The organism is Mycobacterium sp. TH-M82, assembly GCF_057473605.1.
Genome location: NZ_JBYCKY010000192.1, coordinates 1 through 4,543, shown reverse-complemented (window position 1 = coordinate 4,543; position 4,543 = coordinate 1). Strand labels below are relative to the sequence as shown.

Sequence of the window (4,543 nt, the reverse complement as noted above, 5' to 3'; positions counted from 1 at the left end):
ACTTCGTGTGGGTTCGTGACACGCTGCGGCTCGCCGGGTTGTTCCCGCTGAAGGCCGGGCTGGTGACCAGCCTCGGGTTCGGCCACGTGTCGGGTCTAGTCGCGCTGGTGCACCCGCAGGCGTTTCTGGCGGCGTTGGACCCCGGCCAGCGCGAGGACTACGCCCGCCGGGCCGCGGGCCGGGTGTTGGCCGGTCCGCGCCGGCTGGCCTCGGCTATCGCCGGTGGCCCGCCGATGTATGAGCGGCCGGCCGGCCGTCGCTTCGACCATGACGCACCCGAGCGGCATCAGGAGGCCGCGATGCTGCTCGACCCGGCGGCCCGGCTCGGTGACGACGACATCTACATCGGCTGATCGGGGTCGATCCGTGAGCCGCGCCGGCGACGATGCAGTGGGGGCACCTCCCGCTTGTGGGGGACGAATCGACGAGGTGGGTGCACCTCCCGCTTGCGGGGGAGAGCAGCGCGCATGAGCATCGTGGGAGTCGGGATCGACCTGGTCCGCATTCCCGACTTCGCCGAACAGGTCGACCAGCCCGGAACGGTGTTCGCCGAGACCTTCACCCCCGGTGAGCGCCGCGACGCCTCGGACAAGAGTTCGTCGGCGGCCCGACACTTGGCGGCCCGGTGGGCGGCCAAGGAGGCCGTGATCAAGGCCTGGTCCGGATCGCGGTTCGCGCAACGCCCGGTGCTACCGGAGGGCATCTACCGCGACATCGAAGTGGTCACCGACATGTGGGGGCGGCCGCGGGTGCGACTTTCCGGGGAGATCGCGCAGCACCTGGCCGACGTCAGGATCCATGTGTCGCTGACCCACGAGGAAGACACCGCCGCCGCCGTCGCCATCCTCGAGGTTTAACCGTCTAATCCCTGCTTATCGACACCTGCGCGGGCACATACCAGCTTATGGTGGCTGCAGCAGGTTAGTGGTTTCTGTCATGAAAGGTGGGCACATGATGGCAAAAGGGTCACCTCGGCGGCGGTGCTGTCGAGGTACGCGAGGTGCTGGGCGAGTGGCCGGGTTAGGGGCGGCCGCGGGTGCGATGGCCGCGGCGGTGCTGACTCCGGGGCTGGGGACTCCGGCGGCGCGTGCCGACGTGCTGGATATGATGCTCGACCCGGTCATTGACCCGCTGATGAACGCGGCCGCTGCGGCCGACGTCGGCGTGCCCGATGTGGGCGGGGCGGCCGTCGATGCGGGCGCGGCTCTTCCCGCATCGACAACTTACCCGGTGGATTCGGCGCTGGTCTATTTCGTCAACGACCTCAACACCGCGGTCAACGGGTTGGTCCAGCACTACATCACCGGCCCGATCGGCCAAACCTTGGATCCGATCATCAACGCGCCCACGGTGTTTTTGTTCGGGCGGGATTTGATCGGAAACGGCGTCGACGACTTCACCGGGACCAACACGTCTCTGTTGGGTGATTCGGGGTTCTTCGGCAACCTCAGCGACGGCGGCTTCTTGGCCGGCAACGGGGGCACCGGGGTCACCGGGGTGGCCGGGGTCAACGGCGGGGTCGGCGGGATCGGCGGCTCGGCCGGGCTGATCGGTGATGGCGGTACCGGCGGAGCCGGTGCTGCCGGTGCTCCTGGCGGAGTGGGCGGCACTGGCGGGCTGTTGCTGGGCGACGGCGGTGACGGTGGCGCCGGCGGAGCCGCCATGATCGCCGGCGGCACCGGCGGGGTCGGCGGTAACGGCGGCGCCGCGGAGTTGTATGGCAACGGCGGCACCGGCGGGGCCGGCGGGGCCGGCGCGACCGGGGTGACCGGGGCGGCCGGTGCCGCCGGTACGACCGGTACACCAGGTGTCACCGGTGTTCACGACGGTGCGGGTGGGCCCGGCGGCGCCGGCGGCACCGGCGGCGCCGGCGGCACCGGCGGTCACGGCGGGGGCGGCGGTCACGGCGGGGCCGCCGGGTTGATCATCGGCGACGGCGGCACCGGCGGGGCCGGTGGCACCGCGGGTACCGGCGGCGACGGGGGCGTCGGGGGCACCGGGGGTGTCGGCGGCGCCGGCGCTGACGGCGGCACCACCGCCGGCGGTGGCAACGGCGGGGCCGGCGGGGCCGGTGGCGACGGCGGGGCCGCCGGGGCTGGCGGTAACGGCGGAGCCGGCGGCAACGGTGGGGCCGGCGGCGTGTTCGGCAACACCGGGGTCGGCGGAGGCGGCGGTCACGGCGGTCACGGCGGGGATGGTGCGGACGGCGGGCTTGGCGGCATCGGTGGGGCCGGCGGCACCGGCATCACCGCCGGCAACGGCGCGGATGGCGGGCTTGGCGGAAACGCCGGTACCGGCGGTGCCGGCGGTGACGGTGGGGCTTACGGTCTCGGTACACCCGTCGGCCACCTCGGCGGGGACGGCTTCGCCGGCTACAGCGGCAATGGCGGTGCTGGCGGGGCCGGTGGCACCGGCGGCGCCGCCACCAACTCCGCCGAGCCGTCGGGCGGCGGCGGTAACGGCGGTGATGGCGGGTCGGGTGCCACCGGCGGGGCCGGCGGCGCCGGCGGGGCCGGCGGCGCCAACCCCTACCCGTCGAGCGACGGCGGTGTCGGCGGGGATGGCGGCACCGGCGGCACCGGCAGCGTCGTCGGCGGCGCCGGCGGCACCGGCGGTGCCGGCGGTGAAGCGACCGGCGCGCACGGCTCTGGCGGCCACGGGGGCAATGGCGGTGACGGCGGGATCGGTGACGTCAACGTCGCTGGCGCCGGCGGAACCGGCGGCGCCGGCGGCGCAGCGACCGGGACCGACGGCACGGGCGGCACCGGCGGCACCGGCGGTGACGGCGCGGCAGGCGTCAGCGGCGTCATCGGCGGTGCCGGTGGAACCGGCGGGGCCGGCGGTCAAGCGACCGCCACCAGCGGAACCGGTGGGGCCGGCGGTGACGGCGGCACCGGCGGAACCGGCGGCACCGGCCCCGCGCACGGCCTTGCGGGCGGGATCGGCGGGGCCGGCGGCGCAGGTGGCACCGGTGGCTTGGTCGGCGGTCAGGGCGGTCACGGTGGGACCGGCGGGACCGGCGGCAACGCCACCGAGACCAGCGGCATCGGTGGCACCGGCGGAACCGGCGGTGACGGCGGGACCGGCGGCACCGGCGACGGCGTGGCCGGCGAGCCTGGCGCGGCCGGCAAGCCCGGTGTGACGCCCACCGACGCGACCGGCGGTGACGGCGGTGACGGCGGGACCGGCGGAGCCGGCGGTAACACGTAGCCGTCGGCGCGGGTGTTGCCGACGCTGGCAAATGCCGAGCAGTCGCTAATTTACTTCAGTGTTCTAGGAGACCGGGGATCCTGGCACGGGATATGACGGTTGGCTGACCGGGTTGGTGGGGCACCACGGGTTGCGCGGCACGCCCAGGCACGGATCGGGCATGCTCGGCTGCGAAGGCAGCGGCATCATCTGGACCACCGTCGTCTTCGGGTAGTTCGTGATTGGGGTGGTCGGGCACGGGCCCAAGAACTCCGAGGCGCAGAGCAGGCCCAGACCGAGGATGCTGGGCAGCGGTGCGCCGAAGTCCGGGATTCCGCAGATGTTGTGCGGGAAGAACTGGAGCAGGGGCGGGGCGGTGGTGACGTCTAGGCGGCTGCCGACCTGAATGTGCTTGGCGTTGACGGCCGCGCCCGAGCTGTCGACGTTGCCGTGGAAGCAGTTGCCAGGAAGGTGCAGATTTGAGAGCTCCGCGAGGTCGCCGTTGCTCGGGTTGCCAAAAAAGCCGTTGTGGCTCATCGTGTTGTTCGCGATCTCGTTGCCCCAGTCGTCGTAGTAGCAGATTATGTTCCTAATACCGACGCCGGCGTGGCAGTTGGAGGAGTACGACACCCACTTTTTGGTTGAGATATCGGGGACCAGCAGCACGCCCCACCCGCCGTTGTCGTAGATGTCGTTGTCGGTGACGGTGTCGAACCGGCCTCCGGAGATCACGACGCCGGTCCCTATCGGGATTTGGGCGGCTTCGCCGACGGCGGGCACGTTGGGGTTGTTGTTGTCGTGCACCGAGTTGTGCCAGAACACCCAGCACGAATGGGTCCCGGTCGGACCGGTCTGGTTATTGGGGCACGTGCCGTCCTGGGGCGACGGTGGGTCGGCGTCGTTCTCGCTGTTGGTGGAGAACCCCGATCTGTTGTTGTCGAATTCGGAGTACTGGATGATCAGGTGCCCGCCGGAGTTGGTTCCCGCGTATCCCTCGGCCGAATTCTGGCCGTGGCCGTGGTCGAGGATCGAGTTGCAGTTAGGGCAAGCGCCGATGTAGATCGCGGAGTCGCTCTGGTTGTTCGCGTACACCTGCGTGAACAGCCCCGGCCCGTAGGTGTCGTTGGTGAAGAGCCCGTAGGTGGCCGTCGGCTTGGTGGTGCCTTCGTAGTACGTCGAGGTCGCCGAGAGGTACGCGCCGCGCCAACTTCCTATTTGGAAGGTGCCGGTTTCATGGCCGCCGTTCCACCAGATCGCATTGCCGCCCGGGCCGCCTTGGGGTGCGGAGAGGAAGTTGCAGGCGGTCATGTTCTCGACGCTGACCCCGTTCACCTCGTAGACCTGGATGCCTTGT

At 71.6% G+C, this 4,543-nt stretch carries 4 protein-coding genes and 1 pseudogene; 4 read left to right on the top strand and 1 reads right to left on the bottom strand.

What is annotated here, in order from left to right; genetic code table 11:
• The 4 genes and pseudogenes from AC2VON_RS05725 to AC2VON_RS05710 all read left to right on the top strand — a co-directional run.
• Nucleotides 1-353, top strand: a 353-nt coding sequence (locus AC2VON_RS05725) for a hypothetical protein (protein WP_486952069.1), incomplete at its 5' end; no start/stop codon positions are given.
• 13 nt (nucleotides 354-366) lie between these two features.
• Nucleotides 367-441 (top strand): annotated as a pseudogene (locus tag AC2VON_RS05720) (hypothetical protein); the annotation flags it as partial.
• 26 nt (nucleotides 442-467) lie between these two features.
• Nucleotides 468-857 carry a holo-ACP synthase AcpS gene (gene acpS, locus AC2VON_RS05715; RefSeq protein ID WP_486952068.1) on the top strand — a complete coding sequence of 130 codons (390 nt, stop codon included), beginning with the start codon at nucleotides 468-470 and terminating at the stop codon, nucleotides 855-857.
• A 250-nt stretch (nucleotides 858-1,107) separates the two neighbouring features.
• On the top strand, nucleotides 1,108-3,210 hold the full coding sequence (locus AC2VON_RS05710) for a hypothetical protein (RefSeq protein ID WP_486952070.1): 2,103 nt from the start codon (nucleotides 1,108-1,110) through the stop codon (nucleotides 3,208-3,210).
• 63 nt (nucleotides 3,211-3,273) lie between these two features.
• Here AC2VON_RS05710 and AC2VON_RS05705 read toward each other — a convergent pair.
• Nucleotides 3,274-4,543: hypothetical protein (locus AC2VON_RS05705; RefSeq protein ID WP_486952067.1), on the bottom strand; the 1,270-nt coding region annotated here is incomplete at its 5' end.